General features: G+C 61.3%; 23 protein-coding genes and 1 riboswitch. Of the genes, 11 read left to right on the forward strand and 12 right to left on the reverse strand.

The genetic code is table 11. From position 1 onward, the window contains the following. The first annotated feature begins 58 nt into the window (after positions 1-58). The 3 genes from BLU28_RS00655 (at position 59) to BLU28_RS00665 (ending at position 2,697) form a co-directional block, all read left to right on the forward strand. A complete protein-coding gene (locus BLU28_RS00655) occupies positions 59-967 on the forward strand; it encodes an ABC transporter permease (RefSeq protein WP_004440601.1) in 909 nt (302 codons plus the stop codon). Continuing rightward, positions 960-2,069, forward strand: a complete 1,110-nt coding sequence (locus tag BLU28_RS00660; RefSeq protein ID WP_072494155.1) for a quaternary amine ABC transporter ATP-binding protein — start codon at positions 960-962, stop codon at positions 2,067-2,069. The genes BLU28_RS00655 and BLU28_RS00660 overlap by 8 nt, the downstream gene beginning before the upstream one ends. A 340-nt stretch (positions 2,070-2,409) precedes the next feature. Next, a complete protein-coding gene (locus BLU28_RS00665) occupies positions 2,410-2,697 on the forward strand; it encodes a hypothetical protein (protein WP_004440595.1) in 288 nt (95 codons plus the stop codon). Between the two features lie 10 nt (positions 2,698-2,707). Here the strand turns inward: BLU28_RS00665 and dmeF are convergent, their stop codons facing one another. Continuing rightward, positions 2,708-3,727: a CDF family Co(II)/Ni(II) efflux transporter DmeF gene (dmeF, locus tag BLU28_RS00670; protein ID WP_037091642.1), complete on the reverse strand. Its 1,020-nt coding sequence runs from the start codon at positions 3,725-3,727 to the stop codon at positions 2,708-2,710. A gap of 20 nt (positions 3,728-3,747) precedes the next feature. Further along, on the reverse strand, positions 3,748-4,020 hold the full coding sequence (gene dmeR, locus BLU28_RS00675; RefSeq protein WP_003509296.1) for a Ni(II)/Co(II)-sensing transcriptional repressor DmeR: 273 nt from the start codon (positions 4,018-4,020) through the stop codon (positions 3,748-3,750). Positions 4,021-4,149: 129 nt separating this feature from the next. Between dmeR and BLU28_RS26235 the strand changes: the two genes are divergently transcribed. The 5 genes from BLU28_RS26235 (at position 4,150) to BLU28_RS00700 (ending at position 7,266) form a co-directional block, all read left to right on the forward strand. Next, on the forward strand, positions 4,150-4,497 hold the full coding sequence (locus tag BLU28_RS26235; protein ID WP_004440589.1) for a hypothetical protein: 348 nt from the start codon (positions 4,150-4,152) through the stop codon (positions 4,495-4,497). 60 nt (positions 4,498-4,557) lie between these two features. Further along, complete coding sequence (locus tag BLU28_RS00685; RefSeq protein WP_004440587.1) at positions 4,558-4,971, forward strand: MerR family transcriptional regulator; 414 nt, start codon at positions 4,558-4,560, stop codon at positions 4,969-4,971. 76 nt (positions 4,972-5,047) lie between these two features. Next, positions 5,048-5,995 carry a prolyl aminopeptidase gene (pip, locus tag BLU28_RS00690; protein WP_077986749.1) on the forward strand — a complete coding sequence of 316 codons (948 nt, stop codon included), beginning with the start codon at positions 5,048-5,050 and terminating at the stop codon, positions 5,993-5,995. Positions 5,996-6,189: 194 nt separating this feature from the next. Further along, a complete protein-coding gene (locus tag BLU28_RS00695) occupies positions 6,190-6,678 on the forward strand; it encodes a GNAT family N-acetyltransferase (RefSeq protein WP_003509304.1) in 489 nt (162 codons plus the stop codon). Positions 6,679-6,699: 21 nt separating this feature from the next. Continuing rightward, positions 6,700-7,266, forward strand: coding sequence for a type 1 glutamine amidotransferase family protein (locus BLU28_RS00700; RefSeq protein ID WP_022555817.1), 567 nt, complete (start codon positions 6,700-6,702; stop codon positions 7,264-7,266). A 170-nt stretch (positions 7,267-7,436) separates the two neighbouring features. Here the strand turns inward: BLU28_RS00700 and BLU28_RS00705 are convergent, their stop codons facing one another. The 6 genes from BLU28_RS00705 to BLU28_RS00730 form a co-directional block, all read right to left on the reverse strand. Continuing rightward, positions 7,437-7,751, reverse strand: coding sequence for a hypothetical protein (locus tag BLU28_RS00705; RefSeq protein WP_022555816.1), 315 nt, complete (start codon positions 7,749-7,751; stop codon positions 7,437-7,439). 3 nt (positions 7,752-7,754) lie between these two features. Further along, positions 7,755-8,468 carry a CbtA family protein gene (locus tag BLU28_RS00710; protein ID WP_022555815.1) on the reverse strand — a complete coding sequence of 238 codons (714 nt, stop codon included), beginning with the start codon at positions 8,466-8,468 and terminating at the stop codon, positions 7,755-7,757. A gap of 10 nt (positions 8,469-8,478) precedes the next feature. After that, positions 8,479-8,661, reverse strand: coding sequence for a CbtB domain-containing protein (locus BLU28_RS00715; protein WP_004440573.1), 183 nt, complete (start codon positions 8,659-8,661; stop codon positions 8,479-8,481). Between the two features lie 159 nt (positions 8,662-8,820). Beyond that, a riboswitch (cobalamin riboswitch) is annotated at positions 8,821-9,058 on the reverse strand. A gap of 46 nt (positions 9,059-9,104) precedes the next feature. Then, complete coding sequence (locus tag BLU28_RS00720) at positions 9,105-10,025, reverse strand: c-type cytochrome (RefSeq protein ID WP_004440571.1); 921 nt, start codon at positions 10,023-10,025, stop codon at positions 9,105-9,107. Between the two features lie 89 nt (positions 10,026-10,114). Further along, on the reverse strand, positions 10,115-10,549 hold the full coding sequence (locus tag BLU28_RS00725) for a c-type cytochrome (protein ID WP_004440570.1): 435 nt from the start codon (positions 10,547-10,549) through the stop codon (positions 10,115-10,117). Positions 10,550-10,666: 117 nt separating this feature from the next. Further along, entirely contained in the window at positions 10,667-11,296 is a 630-nt protein-coding gene (locus BLU28_RS00730; RefSeq protein WP_077986866.1) for a LysE family translocator, read from the reverse strand. Between the two features lie 133 nt (positions 11,297-11,429). Between BLU28_RS00730 and BLU28_RS00735 the strand changes: the two genes are divergently transcribed. Further along, positions 11,430-12,140, forward strand: a complete 711-nt coding sequence (locus BLU28_RS00735; RefSeq protein ID WP_077986748.1) for a helix-turn-helix transcriptional regulator — start codon at positions 11,430-11,432, stop codon at positions 12,138-12,140. Here BLU28_RS00735 and BLU28_RS00740 read toward each other — a convergent pair. Both BLU28_RS00740 and BLU28_RS00745 read right to left on the reverse strand, forming a co-directional pair. Next, on the reverse strand, positions 12,129-12,974 hold the full coding sequence (locus tag BLU28_RS00740; RefSeq protein WP_077986865.1) for a metallophosphoesterase: 846 nt from the start codon (positions 12,972-12,974) through the stop codon (positions 12,129-12,131). The genes BLU28_RS00735 and BLU28_RS00740 overlap by 12 nt on opposite strands. Before the next feature lie 255 nt (positions 12,975-13,229). Next, on the reverse strand, positions 13,230-13,832 hold the full coding sequence (locus BLU28_RS00745) for a superoxide dismutase (RefSeq protein WP_006700042.1): 603 nt from the start codon (positions 13,830-13,832) through the stop codon (positions 13,230-13,232). Between the two features lie 221 nt (positions 13,833-14,053). Here BLU28_RS00745 and BLU28_RS00750 point away from each other — a divergent pair, with 221 nt between their 5' ends. Then, positions 14,054-14,398, forward strand: a complete 345-nt coding sequence (locus BLU28_RS00750) for a hypothetical protein (RefSeq protein WP_004440563.1) — start codon at positions 14,054-14,056, stop codon at positions 14,396-14,398. Positions 14,399-14,404: 6 nt separating this feature from the next. Here BLU28_RS00750 and BLU28_RS00755 read toward each other — a convergent pair whose 3' ends face one another. Further along, on the reverse strand, positions 14,405-14,947 hold the full coding sequence (locus tag BLU28_RS00755; protein ID WP_045532766.1) for a GNAT family N-acetyltransferase: 543 nt from the start codon (positions 14,945-14,947) through the stop codon (positions 14,405-14,407). A gap of 96 nt (positions 14,948-15,043) precedes the next feature. Here BLU28_RS00755 and BLU28_RS00760 point away from each other — a divergent pair, with 96 nt between their 5' ends. Then, positions 15,044-15,931, forward strand: a complete 888-nt coding sequence (locus tag BLU28_RS00760) for a LysR family transcriptional regulator (protein WP_077986747.1) — start codon at positions 15,044-15,046, stop codon at positions 15,929-15,931. Positions 15,932-16,158: 227 nt separating this feature from the next. Here the strand turns inward: BLU28_RS00760 and BLU28_RS00765 are convergent, their stop codons facing one another. Beyond that, the gene (locus BLU28_RS00765; protein WP_034495901.1) at positions 16,159-18,507 is read right to left on the reverse strand and encodes a methyl-accepting chemotaxis protein; all 2,349 of its coding nucleotides are present in this window, start codon (positions 18,505-18,507) and stop codon (positions 16,159-16,161) included. Between the last annotated feature and the right edge of the window lie 139 nt (positions 18,508-18,646).

Here is an 18,646-nt window from a genome sequence, read left to right on the forward strand (position 1 = left end):
AGAGGGGGGGTGACCCAGCCTCCGCCCACCCCAACAACCCAAAGGGAAAACAACAATAATGGCCCTCTGCACCTACCTGCCGGACCTGCTCTGCAAGTTCCCGGCAATCGACAACTCCACCATGCGCGTGGCTCGCAAAACCATCGATGACGGGTTTCGCGATATCGTGCGCAATTACGGCGATGCGATCGACGTCGTCGTTCACCCGCTGCAGCTTTTCCTCAATTCCTCGGAGCGTCTGTTCATCCAGACGCCGTGGATCATCACCATGCTGGTCATTCTCGCCATCGTGCATCTGGCCGGACGCAGCTTCAAGATCACAGGCGGCACCGCCATTTCCCTGCTGATGATCGGCGCGGTCGGCCTCTGGCGCGATGCCATGACGACGCTCTCCATCGTCGCCATCGCTACCCTGATCGCCATCGTCATCGGCCTGCCGCTCGGCATTCTGATGGGTCGTTCCGAACGCCTGCAACGCCTCATCAATCCCGTGCTCGACGTGATGCAGACCCTGCCAAGTTTCGTTTATCTCATCCCCGTGGTGGTGATTTTCGGCATCGGCAAGGTTCCGGGCCTGATAGCAGTGGTGATCTATGCCATTCCACCCGTCATACGCCTGACCAGCCTCGGCATCCGCCTCGTTGATCGCGAAGTGCTGGAAGCGGCAGACGCCTTCGGCTCCTCCAACGGTCAGAAGCTGTTCAACGTGCAGCTGCCGCTGGCGCTGCCGACCATCATGACCGGCATCAACCAGACCATCATGATGGCGCTCGCCATGGTCGTCGTTGCCTCCATGGTCGGTGTCGGCGGGCTTGGCAAGAATGTGCTGCAGGCCATCAACAACCAGTTCTTCACGGTGGGCTTCCTGAACGGTTTCGCTCTGGTCGCCATCGCCATCATGTTCGACCGGGCGAGCCAGGCTTTCGGCAAGCGCCTGCAGAAATACCGCGAGGTCTCCCATGGCTAAAAGCATCGAAATCAGGAATCTTTACAAGATCTTCGGCAAGCATCCCGAGAAGTACCTCGAAGCGGTGCGTAAAGGCATGGACAAGGTCGAGCTGAACGACAGGCACAACCACGTTCTCGGCCTCAACAACATCAACATCACCATGCCGGGCGGCAAGATCACCGTCGTCATGGGGCTGTCAGGCTCCGGCAAATCGACACTGATCCGCCACATCAACCGGCTGATCGACCCGACCGCCGGCGAAGTTCTTTATGACGGCGAGGATATCTGCGGCATGAGCGCCTCGGCGCTCAGGCAATTCCGCCGCCACAAGACGGCGATGGTGTTCCAGAAATTCGGCCTTCTGCCGCATCGCACGGTACTCGAAAACAGCGTCTACGGCCTCGATATCCAGGGCGTACCGCGCAAGCAAAGCGAGGAAAAGGGCCGTTACTGGCTGGAGCGTGTCGGCCTTGCCGGTTACGAGGATTATTATCCGAACCAGCTTTCCGGCGGCATGCAGCAGCGCGTCGGCCTTGCCCGGGCGCTTGCCAATGACGCCGATATTCTCCTGATGGATGAGGCCTATTCGGCGCTCGATCCGCTCATCCGTGTGGATATGCAGACCATGCTGCTCGATCTGCAACAGGAGCTGAAGAAGACCGTTGTGTTCATCACCCATGATCTCGACGAGGCTTTGCGGCTTGGCGACCATATCGCCATCCTCAAAGACGGCGAAGTGGTGCAACAGGGCGACGGCCAGAGCATCATCCTCTCGCCAGCCGATGGTTACGTCACCGACTTCGTGCGCGACGTCAATCGTGGCCGCGTGCTGCAGGCAAACACTGTCATGGAGCCGCTGGAGAGCAAGCCCGAGGGCATGCCGGTCCCCGAGACCGCAACGCTCGAAACCATCGCCCGCGACATGTCGGAAGCCAACGAAACGACCGCCCATGTGGTGGACGAGGACGGCAAGCCGGTCGGCAGCATCGGGCTCGATACGCTGGTGGCTGCGATGGTGACGCCCGCGCCGCAGGAAGCGGCGGTGACGGTCGACGTTGAGGAAAAGGAGCTGGAGGCCGTGCGGCAAGCGGCGGCACCTGCGGCGAAGGAGACGGCGTGAGCCTGTTGGCCGCGCCTCTCTAGCCCGAAAACTATCCGTCGTCATCCTCGCCCTTGAGGCGAGGATCCATGACCCAAGGTCGGCGCGTGGAAAATGGATCCTCGCCTCAAGGGCGAGGATGACGCGGAATGTGAGGAGACCTACCGGCATTGATGCCGTCCCGCTTCTTCTTGCGCGTAAAACGGGTGCAATCCCCTTGCTCGTCCACTCTCGATGCCAAAACGAAGCACTACTTCGCCGGCTGTCAACCCTCGACAGTCGCTGCAGCGCAGCAAGCGCAAGTTTCGGACAAGTCGCCGCCGTTAACCATTCGTTAACTTTTGAACGCGGAATCACCGACATGCAGATCGAAAGCAATATTGGCGGATATAACTATCAGGGTCGCATCCGTGACATCGAAAAAGCTGGCAGCGCCCAAAGCGCGCCGGAGGAGCAGGCGGTAAAACGCGGCCCCGGCAACCCCACCGTTTCCAGCACCATTCTTTCCCAGTCGCTGGCCAATGTTCTATGGGCCGTAGGCAACGGCAGCGCGCCGGCCTATCAGGATGCGGCCACCGCCTCCCCCGAGGACAAGGCGGAAGCGCAGGCTGAATGGGTACGCAGCGCCTATTCGGAATATACCGAATAGGCGATTCCAATCAGCCTCTTGCCGGGCTGACTTCCACCGTCACATGCGAGAGTTCATGTATGGCGGCAAGTTTCTGCTTATAAAATGCCGGTGCTTTGGGCGCCTGCGAAAGGATCGCCACGATGGCGGCGTGATGCCCCGGCCCCACCTGCCAGACATGCAGATCGGTAATGCGATCCTCTTCCGTTTCCACGCTTTCACGGATTTCCTGCGGCAGATCCTCAGCCGGCGGCAGCGCGTCAAGCAGGGTTGTCGCCGTGGAGCGGATCAGGCCCCATGACCAGCGGGCAATCACCAGACCGCCAACGATACCCATCAACGGATCAAGGAACGACCAGCCGTTCCACTTGCCGAGCAGCAGCGCGACGATTGCCAGAACCGAGGTCAGCGCATCCGCCAGCACATGCAGATAGGCAGCGCGCAGATTATTGTCCCGGCCGCCCTTTGCGCCGTGCCCGGCATGGTGCCCGGCATGGGACCCGTGATCATGGTGGGCGTGGCTGCCGTGCCCATGGTGGGCATGTGAGCCGTGGGCATGACCGTGGCCGTGGCCATGATCGTGGTGATGGTCATCCTTCAAAAGCACGGCGCTGAGAAGATTGACGGCAAGGCCGATGATGGCGACGAGGATGGCCTGGTTGAAATCGATCTCGACGGGACTGACGAGGCGCATCCCGCTTTCCACGGCAATCAGCAATGCCACCACCGCCAGCACGATGGCGCTGGCAAAACCCGCGAGATCGCCGAACTTGCCGGTGCCGAAGGTGAAGCGTGGGTTGCGGGCCTCGCGGCGGGCATAGAGATAAGCGAGTGCCGAAATCAGCATCGCGCCCGCATGGGTGGACATGTGCCAGCCATCCGCCGTTAGCGCCATGGAGCCGTACCAGTGACCGGCGACGATTTCCGCCACCATCATCGCCGCGGTCAGTGCGATGACCATCCAGACGCGCCTTTCATTACGCTCGTGGTTCTGGCCAAGGAAAACATGGTCGTGACCGGCTGCTGCGCGGTATTCGGATGTCGTCGTCATGTCGCTTAATCCTGTCGGTTTTACCGGATGTAGGTCTTCAGCACCTGGGCCAGCTCTTCCGCCGCCCGCGCCCGTTCGTCTTCATTTTCGGCATGCACCACGTGCTCGTGCAGATGCTCCTGCATTACCTCCCCCGTCAGGCCCGAAAGCGCGCCGCGTACCGAAGCGAGCAGCTGCAGCACCTCGCCGCAGGGCTTGGCATCATCGAGCGCACGTTCGACCGCTTCCATCTGCCCTTTCAGGCGGCGGATGCGGGCGAGAAGCTTTTCCTTGTTGCGGATGGTATGGGACATGGCCGACCTCATATACTATAGGGGGGTATAGTATATTTCCCATGTTTTTTGCGCAAGTCGTGTGAGACGCAATCCTCGCGAATGTTTCGGGCATTAAAAAACACCCATCAGAACTTAGGGGACTCAGTCATGACGACTATTGCAGCAACCAGCAGCATCAATTTCACCTCTCCTGCCCGGAGCATCGAGCCGGCGCGGAGCAGGGAGACACAGTCCACCACCGAGGCTTTGCAGGAGCTGACGCGGGCGGCCCATCGCGCCATTTCGGTGGCCGGCAATGTCGCCACGTCCGTGGCACCGCTCGCCAGCGCTTCCGCGAGCCTGGCTGCGGCCCTCTGGAACATGGATAGCGGTGCCTCCGCCGCAACCGGCGTCAACGCTGATGTGGCCGCCTCCACACAGCCCGATATGGCAAGCCTCGAATCGCAGGTTCTGAAGGCGCTTGCCCAGGCACTCGGCGTGGAGGACGCTGCCTGACCCCATTGAACAACGGGCCGAAAGGCCATATCTCTAGAGACTGGAGATATGGAGAAAGCCATGCTGTCCATCGGTGAACTGTCCAAACGCACCGGCGTCAAGGTGCCCACGATCCGCTATTACGAGCAGATGGGCCTCATCCGCGAGGCGGATCGATCGGAGGGCAATCAACGCCGCTACGAAAAATCCGATCTCGAACGGCTGGCCTTCATCCGCCACGCGCGCGATCTCGGCCTGAACATAGACGCCATTCGCGAGTTGATCGCGCTCAGCCAGCACCGGGAAATGCCGTGCGAGGGTGCAGACCGCATCGCCGCCGAACATCTTGCCGATGTGCGGGAAAAAATCGCCAGCCTGAAGAAGCTGGAACACGAGCTGGAGCGGATCGTCTCCCATTGCCACGGCCATTCCATCGAGGATTGTTATGTCATCCGCGCGCTTTCCGATCATGGCATGTGCGAGGGGGAGCATTGAGCCGAAAAGAGGCTGACATTCGAATGTCACCTGTACCCGATAATCGCCTCTTGCCCGCCTGAAAAAAGGACGTCAGATGGCCGAGCTCCTCCCTGAAATCACGCCATCAGACACGATTTTCCTTGATGTTTCCGAGGGCCATCGGCTGCACGTGACGATTGCCGGCAATCCGGCGGGGCGACCTGCAATCCTGCTGCATGGAGGGCCTGGTTCAGGATTGTCATCGACAGCGCGACGCTATTTCGATCCTGCCATTTTCCGCATCGTCCAGTTCGACCAGCGCGGCTGCGGTCAAAGCACGCCAAACGCCGCTAATAGTCTTGAGCATAACACCACGCATCATCTGATCGATGACATTGAGGCCATTCGCTGTGCCCTCGCGGTGGAAGACTGGCTGATCTACGGCAGTTCATGGGGCTCCACGCTGGCCCTCGCTTACGCACAGCGCCATGCAGACCATGTTCGCGGCATGGTTCTGGCCGGCGTCACCACCACCCGGCAGAGGGAAATCGACTGGCTGTACAGGGGGCTGGCAATGTTTCTGCCGCAGCAGTGGCAGCGTTTCATCGCCGCGATCCCCGATGACGTGTCCAGGCAAGATCCGGTCGGCGCCTATCGCCAGCTTCTGAATGATCCCGATCCCGCCGTGCGCGCAAAGGCCGCCCTAGAGTGGCACCTGTGGGAGGCGGGCTCGATCAGCGCGGAGGGCATTTCGGCCTTTCCGGAGAAATGGCGCGACAGCGCGTATATTCTCGCCCGCGCCCGCCTCTGCGCCCATTATTTCCACCATGCGGCCTGGCTGGATGATGGCGCGCTCCTGCGCAATGCCGGAGACCTCGCCGGTATTTCCGGGATACTCATTCAGGGCATGCGCGACTTGCAGGGGCCGCCCGTCACCGCTTTCGAACTTGCCGAGGCGTGGCCGGGAAGCGAGCTTGTTACCATCGATGGCGCTGGCCATTCGACGGGCGATGCGGGCATGGAAGACGCAATCCTGTCGGCAATCGCGCGATTTGCGAATTGACCCGCTTGACAGACGGCGGATTCGGGCGCATTTCATTTTCCATGATAAACGAACGCGCACCCAACTCCTGCTCGTATTTTTGGGCCTTCCTCTAAGGGCGGCTCGACAGATCATATTGTCAACAAGCCGCCGTCAGGCGGCTTTGTTGTTTTCAAACGTCCTGACGGCACCGATAAGACCAAAGGACCGAAAAAATGACCGAAGATAGCTCCCTGACACTGGAAAGACCGCCCGTCGTCATCATCCGTGGCGCGCGCAAGACGGATCTGCCCGAACTCAACGAGATGATCACGCTGCTGGCCTCCTACCACGGCGATGCGGCGGCGATCACGCCGGCGAAACTGGAGCGCGACCTGTTCGGCCCGCTGCCCTGGGTGCACGGTCTCGTGGCCGAGGCCGATGGCGCGTTGATCGGTTACGCCCTGCTTCTGCCGCTCTACAGGGCGCAGGAGGGCCGCCGCGGGCTCGAACTGCATCATCTCTTCGTGCGCGACGGCCATCGTGGCCATGGCACCGGCCAGCATCTGGTTTCCCGGGCCCGCGATATCGCCAAGCGTCTCGGCTGCGACTATCTTTCCGTCAGTGCCACGACCGGCAATGTGGCGGCGCATCGTTTCTACGAAAACATGGATTTCGCGCCCCGCCCGGTGACCGGCATGCGCTATATGCAGTCCATCGCCTGATTAAAAAACACGGAGACGACCATGACACGGATCGCCATTGCGCTCGCCCAGGATTTTGCGGACTGGGAGCCGGCACTGCTTGCCGCCGCGGCGCGCAGCTATCTCGGTGTCGAAATCGTCTATGCCACGCCGGACGGACGGCCGGTAACCTCCATGGGCGGGCTGAAGGTGACGCCGGATACATCCTATGACGCGCTCGATGCCGTTGACATCGATGCGCTGGTCATTCCCGGAGGCCTGAGCTGGGAAAAGGGAACAGCTGCCGATCTCGGCGAACTGGTGCGCCGGTTTCGCGAGAAGAACCGACTGGTGGCCGGCATCTGCGCGGCGGCAAGTGCGCTGGCAGGCACGGGCGTTCTGAACGCCGTTGCCCATACCGGCAATTCGCTGGCTTCGCACAGGGCCTATTCGGCGTATAGCGGCGAGACGCTTTACCGCGACCAGCCGAAAGCGGTCAACGATGGCGGCATCATTACCGCGGCCGGCAGCGCGCCGGTCAGTTTCGCGGTGGAAATTCTGAAAAGCCTCGGCCTCTTTGGTCCGGAAGCCGAGGCCGAACTTCAGGTTTTTGCGGCGGAGCATCGCTGAGGCATAGCCGCCTCGGTTGTTCGCGCTCCCCTACTCCCCGTCATTCCGGCCTTGAGCCGGAATCCAGCCGACGCGCATCTGCGCGGCGAGATGACTTCTTTCAGCCCAAGGACTTGGGCTGGATGGATTTCGGCTCAGGGCCGGGATGACGGAGGTGAGAACAGCGATGATTATCGCTGATCCAGCACCCGGCACACACGTGCTGCGTGATCGCCGCCCTCCCCGGCAATCGCCCGGCGAATATCGCGGCTGTTCAGATGCAGGCTGCGGCCGGCGGGTAAATTTGCACGTTTGATCTTGGCGAGTGCCGCCGCCACAAAGGCGGCCTGATGGTGTTGGAAAAAGGCGAGAGCCGCCTCATCCGCCGGGCTCGGGCCCAGTACCGCCTTGAAAGCGAGACGATGCACGGCGCAGTAAGCGCCGTGACCGGGAACTGCAAAACGCAGCGCATCGAGTTCCTCACTCCAATCCGCTGCGTCCTCCATGACTTAGGCCGACTGGAAGCGCTTGAGGAAAAACGTGCTCAATGTTCCGAGCAAAGCCCAGAAGACGAAGCTTGTAACCGTAGCGGCGACGATGAACTGACGCTCCAGCGGCAGCGGCGCCAGTGCATGTTCGCCTTCCGGCGGCAGGGGCGCACCCAGCACATGCGGCGCGACGATCAGCACCAGCGCCAGGACGATGGCCCAGGGTTCGCGACGGAAGGCGATCAGCGCGATGCCGCCGGCTGTTGCGGCAACGGTTGCGAGCCACCAGATCTGCCGTGCCTCAAGTGCTGCGGCGGGGCTGCCCGGCAGTTCCGGCGGCAGGCCGATCATCGGGGCGAGCATGACGGCGGCAAATCCGGCAATGCCCCACAAAAGCCCCTCACGCCAGCCGCCATTGGTGCCGCGCAGCGAAATCAGTCCGGTCAGCACCAGCGCATAACCGATCGCGGTCAGGACATTGGCGGCAACCGTATAGGCAGTGCGTTCGAAACCATCGGCCGGAGCCCAGGCCTCTTCATTGTGCTCGTGGGCGGGAACCACAGCACCGGGCGCCGTGGCCTCGTGGCTGTGGGCAGCTTCACCGCCCGCGCCCTCATAGGTCTCTGCCTGAAGGATGAGCGGCGTGGTGCCGAAGGCCTGCATGGCTGAAACGGCTAAGCCGCCGAGGATGCCGACGAGAACGGCGGTAAAGACGATATTGCGAAAAGACGACATGACATTCCCCTCAATGGCAGGGGAAGGCATTGGCATGACGCGTGTCATGGGCGGCATTGTGAACGGCTTCCACATGCGAGAAACCGACAAAACCGACAACGAACAGGCCAAGCACGATCGCCGTCAGCGATTGCGCGAAGCTGCCCGTTTTTGCTGAAACGGCTGAATTGGCCGTATTCTGGTGGATGGACATGGTGACCCCTCTCCGGCGCGACCCCGCGCCTCTGGATGCGGTCGAACGGCAAAGCCATGCGACCGCCTGCGATACACTTCACCACGGGGATACGAGACTGACACAGGGGGCATCGATCTTGCCACCCTGACATTCCGCTCTTCCGGACACCCCGCCGGCATGGACATTTCCGTGATGGCAGGTCTCCTGGCTTACGGGTCAAAACCTGAAACACCTTCCCGGCATCACCTCGCCTCAACCGGAAACGCCGGTTCGGTCGAAGGGTCTGCCAGTGGCATTTCGTTTCAGGCTCTCCGCTCACAGTTGCGGGGGCAGCCACGAATGAGGATTTCTCCCTATCGTGTTCCCTTTTCACCTTCCGGAACGCCCGGAAGGAACCATCACAGGGTTGTTATCCGCCGCGTGGGGACGGGAGTCAATGGGCACGCATGCCAACGGGACCCTCAGCGCGCCGGGATCGCCTTCAGATAGGCGGCGATCGCGTCGCGGTCCTCGGCTGTCAGATGCGCCATGTTCTGCTGCACCTTCACCATGGAACCGCCGACACTGTCGAATTCCGGGGTGAAGCCGGTTTCGAGATAGCTCGAAATATCGGCCTCGGCCCAGCTTCCGATGCTTTGCGAGCCGGGGGTAATGTCCGGAATGCGGCCTTCGCCTTCCGGATTGGGGCCGCCGGCCAGCCACTTGCCCTTCAGGAAGCCACCGAGCGCATTGCGCGGCGTGTGGCATTCGCCGCAATGGCCCGGACCTTCCACCAGATATTGGCCACGCAGAAGTTCGGCATTGGCATTGGCCAGCTCGACGCGCGGCGGTGCCGAAGGGTCGAAATACAGGAACTTCCAGCCGCCGAGCGCCATGCGCATGTTGAAGGGGAACGGCAGATCGTGGTCGGGCGCATCGTTCTGGCTCGCCGGCAGGGCCTTCAGATAACCGAAGAGGTCATTGATGTCCTTCTGCGTCATCCGGGCATAAGAGGCATAGGGGAAGGAGGGATAGAGATGTTCGCCGTTCTTTCCCACACCACGCGTCATGGCATCGCCAAATTCCGCCAGCGTCCAGCCGCCGATGCCGTGCTGCGGATCAGACGAAATATTTGGAACATGAAAGGTGCCGAAGGGGCTTTTCAGTGCCTGCCCGCCTGAAAGCGTCAACAGCGCTTCACCCTTAGCATCCGGCGCGGCATGACAGCTTGCGCAGCCGCCCGCCCAGAACAGCGTCTCGCCATTGGCGAGATCCGGCTCACCGAGGCTCACCCAATGGCTGGGTGCCTGGCGCTGCGGCGCGGTCACCCATGCGAAAATCCCGTAGCCCGCAACGGCCGCGACCACGATCCCGCCCACAAGCTTCGTCCAAATGGAAGACATGCCCCTCTCCCCATTCTCCCCTGACAAGGTCAGGTGTCTTTCGTGACGGAAAAAACGCCGCCCGGGAGCGGCGTTTCAAACTCGTTCGATTATTTCTTCAGGCGATAGGTCTGGTGGCAGGTGCCGCAATCGGCGCCCAACGTCTGCATGGCGGTGGTTACACCCGCCTGATCGGTGGGGAGATTGGCGAGAATCTTATCCGCATCTGCGCCGAGCTTGGCGGACTTGGCCTTGAAGTCATCGAAGTTTTCCCAGATCGCGGGCGCTGCCGCGCTGCCGGTCTCGGTGCCGGCGGGGAACTGGTCGGGGAAAGCCTTGGCATTGGTGCTGATGGTCGTCACGGCGGCCTTGACGGCTTCGGCGTCGAAAGGCTTCTGGCCCTTGGAGATGGCGGCGAGCGCTCCCATGGAGCCACCGATCTGCTTCATCATGCCTTCACGTTTTTCGACTTCGCCGGCAGCATAGACCGCTCCGGCGCAAAGACAGCCGAACAGCGTGGCCGCTGCGATGGTTTTCAGTTTCATACACTCTCTCCTTGATTCCGGCGGGCGCCGGACGCTTGATGGAACGGCGCGAGGATGCCCTTTCCACATGGCGAAAAGAAGTCACATTGCGGTGAATTCCATCGTGAAAACAGAAGCCTAAGACAAGGCTTCCCACAATGTGAGAAGTGCTGCGGCGATCAGCATGAAACCGGCGATGCGGCCGATGACGATCGTGGCGGCGGGAGAGGAAACGAGCCATGCCCGGCTTCTATCAGCCGTCAGCGCCAGCGCGCCATAAACGGTGAACTGCGTTACCGCCACCATCGCACCCATCACCAGCCCCTGCATCCAGATCGGCCCATAGGCGGGTTCGAGAAACTGTGGGTAGACGGCCATCATGAACAGGTAGGCCTTCGGGTTTGACAGGCAGGTCAACACCGCCCCCCAGAATGCCTTTTTCACCGAAGCGCTTGCCTCAGCCTCATCGCCGTTCACGACAATCGCACTGCGCACCAGGCCGATTCCGATCCAGACCATGTAAGCCGCGCCGACGACAAGCAGCGGCAGGAACAGCGACGGCATCCATGCGGCAAGCATGCCGACACCCAGCGCGCCATACAGCGAATGCAAGATGCCGCCGGCGCTCATGCCGACGGCGGCGGAAAGGCCGGTTCTCCTGCCACCTGTCAGCGCGCTTGCCAGCACGAAGAGCATGTCCATGCCCGGCAGGATGATGATGCCGAACAGGACAACAAAGAAAAGCCAGAGATTTTCGACATAAGTCATGTCAGTATCTTTCATACCGGATAGAGGTGCATTCGAGAAACCCCATGTTTCTCAATGTATTTTTCCGTTTATAGGGAACGCCAACTGACAGCGTTGTGTCAGTTGCGTGGGAAAATCCATCGGGAAGACGGCAATGCGCAAGGTCTCAAGACTGTTCGAGATCATCCAGATTTTGCGGCTGGCGCGCCGCCCGGTGACCGCGCAGACGATTGCCGACATGCTGGAGATAACAGTGCGCTCGGTCTATCGCGATATGGCAGCGCTTCAGACCATGCGTGTGCCCATCGCAGGGGAACGCGGCGTGGGGTATATTCTCCGGCCCGGTTTCAACCTGCCGCCACTGATGTTTTCCATCGAGGAAACCGAGGCAATCGTGCTGGCGCTCGCCATGGTCGACCGCACCGGCGATATGGAATTGCGCCGGGCCGCGAAGAAGGCGAGCGACAAGATTGCCGCGTCTCTGCCCGAACCGCTGTCAAAGACCCTTTCCGCCAATGCCCTCCACGCCTGGGGCAGCATCGCGCCAGCACCGGCAGGACTTGATCTCTCGACGGTCAGACGTGCGGTGCGCGACGAGGAGACGCTGGAAATTATCTATCGCGATGAAGCCGGCGCGGAAACGCGGCGGCGGGTTCGGCCAATCGCGGTGATCTATTACTCCGAAACCGTAAATATTGTCGCCTGGTGCGAGCTGCGGCAGGCCATCCGTAATTTCCGCTCGGACCGGGTGCAGAGCTGCCAGGCGACCGGCAGCTTCTTCAAGCTCGAAGGCGAGAAGCTGCGGCAATTGTGGATGGCCGGCTGGCAGAGCAACCAGCCGGCCATCCCTTACTCACAACCGTAAGAGGCGATCCTCCTCCCGCCCGAAACCGCGAATGGCGATTCGGTCGGCAAAGACATCGGCGATGGCGAAGGTGTTCTGGTCGGGCGTGTCGACCATGCCCTTGAAATTCACGAAATGTGTATTGCCCGATACGCCGTAATTGCCCTCATGGTTATGGCCGTTGAACCATGCGATGGCGCAAGGATGGGCGTTGAGAAGATCAAGGATGCGCGGCGCGTCCCACATGTTATGGGCGTTTTCCGGATAGACAGGGTAGTGGCACAGCACGATGACTCTTTCGCCCGCCGCATCCGCCTTTTGCAGAACCGCCCGCAGCCAGTCGAACTGCTCGTCGCCAAGCGAGGCGTTCCAGTCCTGCGCGTTGATTGCGCCTACATCCGAGAGGCGCTTCAGCCGCTCGGCAGCAAGGGTGCGACGCGGATCCCCAACCGGTGGGGCGAAAAGGCTGACGTCATTGCCATCAAGCACGGCGAAGCGGATGCCGCCGACGGTAAAATCATGCCAGGCGGCGGCCATGCCGAGGCGGGCGTGGACGCCAGGCAAATGCTCGGCGGCAACGGCGAAATCGTGATTGCCCGGCAGCAGGAGCGAGCGGTGGCGAAGCCGGTCGTAAACGGCAAGAATCGCATCGAAATTTTCAAAACCGCGATCGATGATGTCGCCCAGCGTCACGACGAAGGCCAGATCTTCGCGATTGAAGGCATCCACCGCCTCCGCGAGCTTTTTGGGACTTTCGCGATAATGACGGCCCATCTCGGGACGCGGATCGATATCGGCATATTGGGGATCGGCGACTATGCCGAAGGAGAAGAGAGGAGTTGTTTTTTCAGTCATGATGCGCCGCGATAAACCCGGCGGATGACAGGCTTGTGACAGGAGCAGAATATGCTCCAAAGCAAAACACCCGGCCTGAGAGCCGGGTGTTCAATAGGTGGTACCGCAAGCTTTCCGTCGCCATGCTCGGGCCTGTCCCGGCGCATCTGCTGACATCCCGTTTCAGGGAACATCCGCGGATCCTCGGCACAAGGCCGAGGATGACGTCGCGCAAGAGGTGGCTGCCTCGATCAGCAACCACGCTTGTCGCAAGCCTTACTTGGCAGCAGCTTCGTAACGCTCCAGGACGTAGTCCCAGTTGATGAGGTTATCGACGAAGGCTTCGAGGTACTTCGGACGCAGGTTGCGGTAGTCGATGTAGTAGGAGTGTTCCCATACGTCGACGCCGAGGATCGGTTCTGCACCGTGAACCAGCGGGTTTTCGCCGTTCGGGGTCTTGGAGATTTCGAGCTTGCCGTTCTTGACGGACAGCCACGCCCAGCCGGAGCCGAACTGCGTGGTGCCGGCTGCGATGAAATCGGCCTTGAACTTGTCGTAACCGCCGAGATCGGAGGCAATAGCCTGCTCGAGCTTGCCCGGCAGCTTGTTGCCGCCGCCGCCCTTCTTCATCCACTTCCAGAAATGAACGTGGTTGTAGTGCTGGGCCGCATTGTTGAAGAGACCGGCATTGGTGCCAAAGGACTTCTTCACGACTTCTTCGAGCGACAGGTCGGAAAGACCGGCTTCAGCTGCAAGCTTGTTGCCGTTGTCGACATACGCCTTGTGGTGCTTGTCGTGATGGAACTCGAGCGTCTCGCGCGACATGTAAGGTGCAAGCGCGTCGTAGTCGTAGGGGAGTTCGGGAAGTTCGAAGGCCATGGTTTTTACTCCTTTTTGCAGCGCGTTACCGCTCCTAGAAACCGTGTGAGCGGACCATAGGAGCGAAGCTCTGTTTGGGCAACCTGTGAATTATCAAAATGTTCCGCCAAAAGAGAAAATTCCTCTCGCGCCGGCCGCCACCATATTTGTTTCACACCGCTGGCGTACCGTTTTCCACCCTATCGGTTCGCTTTTGATCGAGATTGCAGGAAGGAAATTCCATGATACGCCCGATGATCCACACAGCCGCCCTCCTTGTTGCCGTCTCGTCGGCTGTCCTGCCTGCGTCCGCATCTTCGGACGATGCGTGGAAGGAATTCGTGGCGGATGTGCAGACTGCCTGTCTTGCCGCAGCCGGAGACATGATCGACGACGCCAAGGCGGTCGTCGATCCCGTTGGCAGCGAGAATTACGGTCTTGCCATCCTGACCGGCAGGGCAAAGGGCGCGGATGTGACGGTCAGCCATATCTGCGTCTATGACAAGAAGACAAAGGCCGTGGAACTCGGCAGCGAACTTGCCGGCGATACGCTGAAGGTGGAAATTCCCGGCTCCACCAAGCCCTGACGCGGGTCAGAAACGGGGCGTGGTATCGCCTTCGCCCAGTGCGCGCTGCATCAGCACCGTGTCCAGCCATTGACCGTGTTTCCAGCCGATGGATTTGAAGGTTCCGACGTGCTCGAAACCGGCGGCGCGATGCACGCCGACCGAAGCCGCATTTGCGCTGTCGCCGATGACGGCGATCATCTGCCGGAAGCCGCGCACGGTCGCCTCCTTGATGAGCGCGTCGAGCAGCTTGCGGCCAATACCCATGCCTTTCATCGAAGGGTCGATGTAAACGGAATCCTCAACCGTCGCGCCATAGGCCGGGCGGGCGCGATAAGCGCCGGCATAGGCATATCCCGTCACCTTGCCGTCACGCTCAGCGACGAGATAGGGGAAATTGCCCTCCACCAGAAGGCGACGGCGCTCAGCCATCGTTTCCGCCGTTGGCGGATCGATCTCGAAGCTGGCGCGGCCATGCAAAACGGCGTCCCGGTAAATTTCGGTAATGGCTGGGATATCCGCCTCTTCACAGGGGCGGATCAGAAGGCTGGAAACGGTGGAAAGGGTCATTCTCTTGTCCTGCGGATCATTCACATCGTCATTGTGCATTGCGGCGCAGCCAAAATAAAGATTATCTGACTTATACAAACGATAAGGTTTTCTTTGATGATGGATCTCGACCTTCGGCAAGTGCGAAGTTTCATGGATGTGGCCGATCTCGGCAGCTTTTCCGCCGCCGCCGACAAGGCCGGAGTGACGCAGCCGGCCATCAGCCTGCACATAAGGCTGCTTGAAAAACAGCTGGGTGTGCGGCTGATCGAGAGGGTGGGCAGGCGCGCCCAGCCGACGGCGGCGGGCCGCGACTTCCTCATTCATGCAAGGCGGATTGCAGAAGAGGTGGCGCACGCCATCGATACGGTCGCGCCGCATCGCAGCGGGGTGACGGGACGCCTGCGCATCGGCACGGGCGCCACCGCCTGCATCTATCTCCTGCCGCCGGTTCTGGGGCGTATTCGCGCAGCCATGCCTGGCATCGAGATCGTGGTGCAGACGGGCAATACCCACGATATCCTGCGGCTTCTGGAGGCCAACACGATCGACGCCGCCGTGGTGGCCCTGCCCGCCAGCGGCCGCAGCCTCGATATCAGCGATATCCATTTCGATGAGCTGGTCGCCGTCTTCCCGAAAGATATGATCGCGGACACAGGGCTGCTCACCGCAGATGAGCTCTCGACCAAGCCGCTGTTGCTCTACGAGGGCGGCAATACGCGCAGGCTGGTGGATCAATGGTTCGCTGCAAGCGGTCGTGCCGTGCAGCCGACGATGGAACTCGGCAGCGTGGAAGCCATCAAGAAACTTGCAGGCGCCGGGCTTGGCCTTGCCATCGTTCCACGCATGGCAGTGGAACAGGACGCCACTCCATCGGGGCTGCAATGGCGCTCACTCAATCCGCCGCTCGAACGCCGGATCGCTCTCGCGATGCGGCGCGACAAACACATGACTGCGCCGCTGCGGGCGCTTGCCGCAGCACTGCCGGATGTGCGGAAAAGGTGAAGTCCGCGCCGGTTGCGAGGGCCGGCTTCGACCTGTTGACGACATGGAACCGTACTCTCTCATCCGTCATGCCGGACTGGATCCGGCATCCAGCCACGGCGCGTCTGCGCCGTGAAGAGAGTTTTTCGCGATCAAGGACTTGATCGCGCTGGACCCCGGATCCAGTCCGGGGTGACGGAGCCCATAACCAAGCCTCCACCCACACATTCAGTCCACGAGTTTCGTTCTCAAAACTCCGTCCAGTCGTCACCCTTCACGGCCAGTGCCGCATTGCCGCGTGCAGCGATCGGGCGGGCTTTCGGGGCGGAGGTGACCGGCGCAGGGGCCGGGCTTGCAGCGCGCTGCATCTGCCGCGCCGTCTCCCGCAGGGCCGAGGTCTGGTGGCCGAGCTGGAACTGCGCCAGCAACGCCTGGAGGTTGGCGCATTCCTGTGCGAGCCCCGCACCGGCCGCATTCATTTCCTCGACCATAGCGGCATTCTGCTGCGTGGCCTGATCCATGTGGTTGACGGCGGTGTTGACCTCGGAAAGGCCGGCCGACTGTTCCTGCGCCGCCGTGGCGATGGCGTCCATGTGGCTGTTGACGGAGAGCACCAGCTGCTCGATCTCGGAAAGCCCGACGCCGGTATCGGCCACCAGCTTCACGCCTTCGCCCACCGCAACGGCTGACGTATTGATGAGCTGCTTGATTTCCTTGGCCGCATTGGCCGAGCGCTGCGCCAGTTCGCGCACCTCCTGTGCAACGACGGCAAAGCCCTTGCCGGCATCGCCCGCCCTCGCCGCTTCAACGCCGGCATTCAGCGCCAGAAGGTTGGTCTGGAAGGCGATCTCATCGATCACGCCGATGATCTGACCGATCTGACGCGAGGAATGTTCGATGCGTTCCATGGCGGCAACGGCATCGCGCACCACCTTGCCGGAAAGATCGGCCTTCGTCCGCGCTTCCCGTACCGTGTCGCGCGCTTCGCCGGCGCGTTTGGACGTGGCGGACACGTTGGCGGTGATCTCTTCCAGCGCGGCGGCTGTCTCTTCCAGGGAGGCGGCCTGCTGTTCGGTGCGGCGGGAAAGATCGTCGGATGCCGACGACACCTCGTGTGCGCCGCCATTCACCGTCTGCACGGACTGGCCGACGCTGGTCAGCGCTTCGCGAAGCTGGTGCACGGAGCTGTTGAAATCGTGCCGTAGCGCCTCGAATTGCGGCGCGAATGGCGTGGCGATCTCGCAGAGCATATCGCCCGAGGCGAGGCGGCGCAGGCCGCCTGCCAGCGAACCCGTCGCCTGGTTGAGCCGTGCTTCGGCTTCGGCCTCGGCACGCTGCTGCAGCTCGATGCGGTCGCGTTCGGCCTGTTCCCGGTTTGCGACGGCATCCGCCTCCAGCTGCCGATTGCGGATGGCGGCCTCACGGAAAACTTCCACGGCCCGGGCCATCTCGCCGATCTCGTCACCGCGTTTTGCGCCAGCGATATCGATTGCTAGATTGCCGCCCGACAGTGCCATCATGGCATTGGTCAGCCGGCTGATCGGCCGGGTGACGCGGCCGACGATGACGGCGAGCGAGACAATGCAGAGGGCAAGCGTGACCACGAAGACCGCGAGAAAGATCACCGCATCGGTGAAGGCTTCCTGTTTCGCCTTCTCGGCGTTGGCATCCAGCACGTCCATGGCGGCAGAAGCGATCTTGGCAATCGTGCCGAGATTTTCCGTGACGGTGGTGCGCCAGCTATCCATGGTAAAGGACGGCGTGCGGCCATTGTTCAGGTCTTCGATGAGCTTGGTTCGCTGGGCGTTGAAATCGCCCTTGAAATAAGTCTTGTCCGCAGTGGCGTAGATGTCCTTGAGCGATTGCGGCGCCGATTCATGCGCCACGAGATCGCCCGTTGCTTTCCACGCGAAAGCCGCGCCGGCATCGAAGGCGCCGAGCTGCTGCATTTCCTGGGCGGTAAGAGGACGGTTCTGCGCCACAGCAGCGTTGAGGACAACGGTGGCGCTGCCACCAAGCGCGCGGGCGGACCAGCCGTAGGATCGCAGCTGGATGAGGCCTGTCTGGCCCTGATCCAGCGAACGGACGGCGCCTTCCAACGCAGTCGAGCCGGCTTCGAGAGACGCAAGGAAATCGGCGCCCAGCGTCATCACGGTCTTGTCGAGGCCGTTTTCGCGCCGATCAAGCGGCTGGGAAATATTGGCGTCCACCTTCTTTCGCAGGTCGACGAACTGTGCGTAGACATCGCTCACGCGCTTGAGCGGCCCCTGGAGCTTCGCATCTGCAATCGACGGAGACTGCGCGATAAAGGCCGTCATGGCGGCATCCACCTTCTGACGCGCCGCCTGCACGCTGGCGACGCTGCCCGCGGATTTCGAAGGATCGACAGTGAGCGCGGTGGCGCTGTCGCCGCGCTCACTGCGGAAATTCAGAAGCGCGTTGAAGAGAAGCTTGTCGAGCGCGACAAGCTGCGCAACCTCAGAAAAGGCGCTGGCACGATTGACCGAGCGCCAGGCTTCGTTGCCGACCAAACCGGCAAGTGCAAGGCTGATGGTGAGAAAAAAACCAACAAGTACATTTCGAATGCTGAAAGACATCTGGCGGCCCCCGCTGCCCGGAAGTGAAGATGTCGCAAGCTACAATTCTGTTTTCTAAAATTGGATTAAATTACCCCCTGTTTTCAGGGTTTTTTTGCATCGCAAAAAATGGCCATGACCGAACGAATGTTTGTCATGG

The organism is Agrobacterium pusense, assembly GCF_900102105.1.
GTDB classification, from domain to species: domain Bacteria; phylum Pseudomonadota; class Alphaproteobacteria; order Rhizobiales; family Rhizobiaceae; genus Agrobacterium; species Agrobacterium pusense.

Excerpts from the sequence above, each read along its gene's own strand:
- BLU28_RS00655 (WP_004440601.1), top strand. The coding sequence starts at position 59 with ATGGCCCTCTGCACCTACCTGCCGGACCTGCTCTGCAAGTTCCCGGCA.
- BLU28_RS00660 (WP_072494155.1), top strand. The coding sequence starts at position 960 with ATGGCTAAAAGCATCGAAATCAGGAATCTTTACAAGATCTTCGGCAAG.
- BLU28_RS00665 (WP_004440595.1), top strand. The coding sequence starts at position 2,410 with ATGCAGATCGAAAGCAATATTGGCGGATATAACTATCAGGGTCGCATC.
- dmeF (WP_037091642.1), bottom strand. The coding sequence starts at position 3,727 with ATGACGACGACATCCGAATACCGCGCAGCAGCCGGTCACGACCATGTT.
- dmeR (WP_003509296.1), bottom strand. The coding sequence starts at position 4,020 with ATGTCCCATACCATCCGCAACAAGGAAAAGCTTCTCGCCCGCATCCGC.
- BLU28_RS26235 (WP_004440589.1), top strand. The coding sequence starts at position 4,150 with ATGACGACTATTGCAGCAACCAGCAGCATCAATTTCACCTCTCCTGCC.
- BLU28_RS00685 (WP_004440587.1), top strand. The coding sequence starts at position 4,558 with ATGCTGTCCATCGGTGAACTGTCCAAACGCACCGGCGTCAAGGTGCCC.
- pip (WP_077986749.1), top strand. The coding sequence starts at position 5,048 with ATGGCCGAGCTCCTCCCTGAAATCACGCCATCAGACACGATTTTCCTT.
- BLU28_RS00695 (WP_003509304.1), top strand. The coding sequence starts at position 6,190 with ATGACCGAAGATAGCTCCCTGACACTGGAAAGACCGCCCGTCGTCATC.
- BLU28_RS00700 (WP_022555817.1), top strand. The coding sequence starts at position 6,700 with ATGACACGGATCGCCATTGCGCTCGCCCAGGATTTTGCGGACTGGGAG.
- BLU28_RS00705 (WP_022555816.1), bottom strand. The coding sequence starts at position 7,751 with ATGGAGGACGCAGCGGATTGGAGTGAGGAACTCGATGCGCTGCGTTTT.
- BLU28_RS00710 (WP_022555815.1), bottom strand. The coding sequence starts at position 8,468 with ATGTCGTCTTTTCGCAATATCGTCTTTACCGCCGTTCTCGTCGGCATC.
- BLU28_RS00715 (WP_004440573.1), bottom strand. The coding sequence starts at position 8,661 with ATGTCCATCCACCAGAATACGGCCAATTCAGCCGTTTCAGCAAAAACG.
- BLU28_RS00720 (WP_004440571.1), bottom strand. The coding sequence starts at position 10,025 with ATGTCTTCCATTTGGACGAAGCTTGTGGGCGGGATCGTGGTCGCGGCC.
- BLU28_RS00725 (WP_004440570.1), bottom strand. The coding sequence starts at position 10,549 with ATGAAACTGAAAACCATCGCAGCGGCCACGCTGTTCGGCTGTCTTTGC.
- BLU28_RS00730 (WP_077986866.1), bottom strand. The coding sequence starts at position 11,296 with ATGACTTATGTCGAAAATCTCTGGCTTTTCTTTGTTGTCCTGTTCGGC.
- BLU28_RS00735 (WP_077986748.1), top strand. The coding sequence starts at position 11,430 with ATGCGCAAGGTCTCAAGACTGTTCGAGATCATCCAGATTTTGCGGCTG.
- BLU28_RS00740 (WP_077986865.1), bottom strand. The coding sequence starts at position 12,974 with ATGACTGAAAAAACAACTCCTCTCTTCTCCTTCGGCATAGTCGCCGAT.
- BLU28_RS00745 (WP_006700042.1), bottom strand. The coding sequence starts at position 13,832 with ATGGCCTTCGAACTTCCCGAACTCCCCTACGACTACGACGCGCTTGCA.
- BLU28_RS00750 (WP_004440563.1), top strand. The coding sequence starts at position 14,054 with ATGATACGCCCGATGATCCACACAGCCGCCCTCCTTGTTGCCGTCTCG.
- BLU28_RS00755 (WP_045532766.1), bottom strand. The coding sequence starts at position 14,947 with ATGACCCTTTCCACCGTTTCCAGCCTTCTGATCCGCCCCTGTGAAGAG.
- BLU28_RS00760 (WP_077986747.1), top strand. The coding sequence starts at position 15,044 with ATGATGGATCTCGACCTTCGGCAAGTGCGAAGTTTCATGGATGTGGCC.
- BLU28_RS00765 (WP_034495901.1), bottom strand. The coding sequence starts at position 18,507 with ATGTCTTTCAGCATTCGAAATGTACTTGTTGGTTTTTTTCTCACCATC.